Below are 409 nucleotides of genomic sequence, written 5' to 3'. Positions count from 1 at the left end.
AAGTTATTTAACTTACGTAAATTATCTGTCAGGAATTTGTCCACTTATGGCCGTCCAGACATATACGCGTTTTTGTCATATCCGAGCTATTGCAGAGTTGCATAACGTTAAACAGCTGTATTCAGCGGCTTATCCTCCAGAAGTGATTACCCAGCATCCGAATTACACAATAATCATAAGTTATTTAACTTACGTAAATTATCTGTCAGGAATTTGTCCACTTATGGCCGTCCAGACATATACGCGTTTTTGTCATATCCGAGCTATTGCAGAGTTGCATAACGTTAAACAGCTGTATTCAGCGGCTTATCCTCCAGAAGTGATTACCCAGCATCCGAATTACACAATAATCATAAGTTATTTAACTTACGTAAATTATCTGTCAGGAATTTGTCCACTTATGGCCGTC

At 38.4% G+C, this 409-nt stretch carries 1 protein-coding gene; it reads left to right on the top strand.

Going from position 1 to position 409, the window contains the following annotated elements; all coding sequences use genetic code 11:
• Positions 1–46: 46 nt before the first annotated feature.
• Positions 47–409: hypothetical protein (locus tag AC3CAU_RS16745; protein WP_488368514.1), on the top strand; the 363-nt coding region annotated here is incomplete at its 3' end.

The organism is Acinetobacter sp. GG23 (assembly GCF_057766365.1).
Note: the sequence above shows the minus strand (reverse complement) of the source record. Positions and strands in the feature narration are given on the sequence as shown.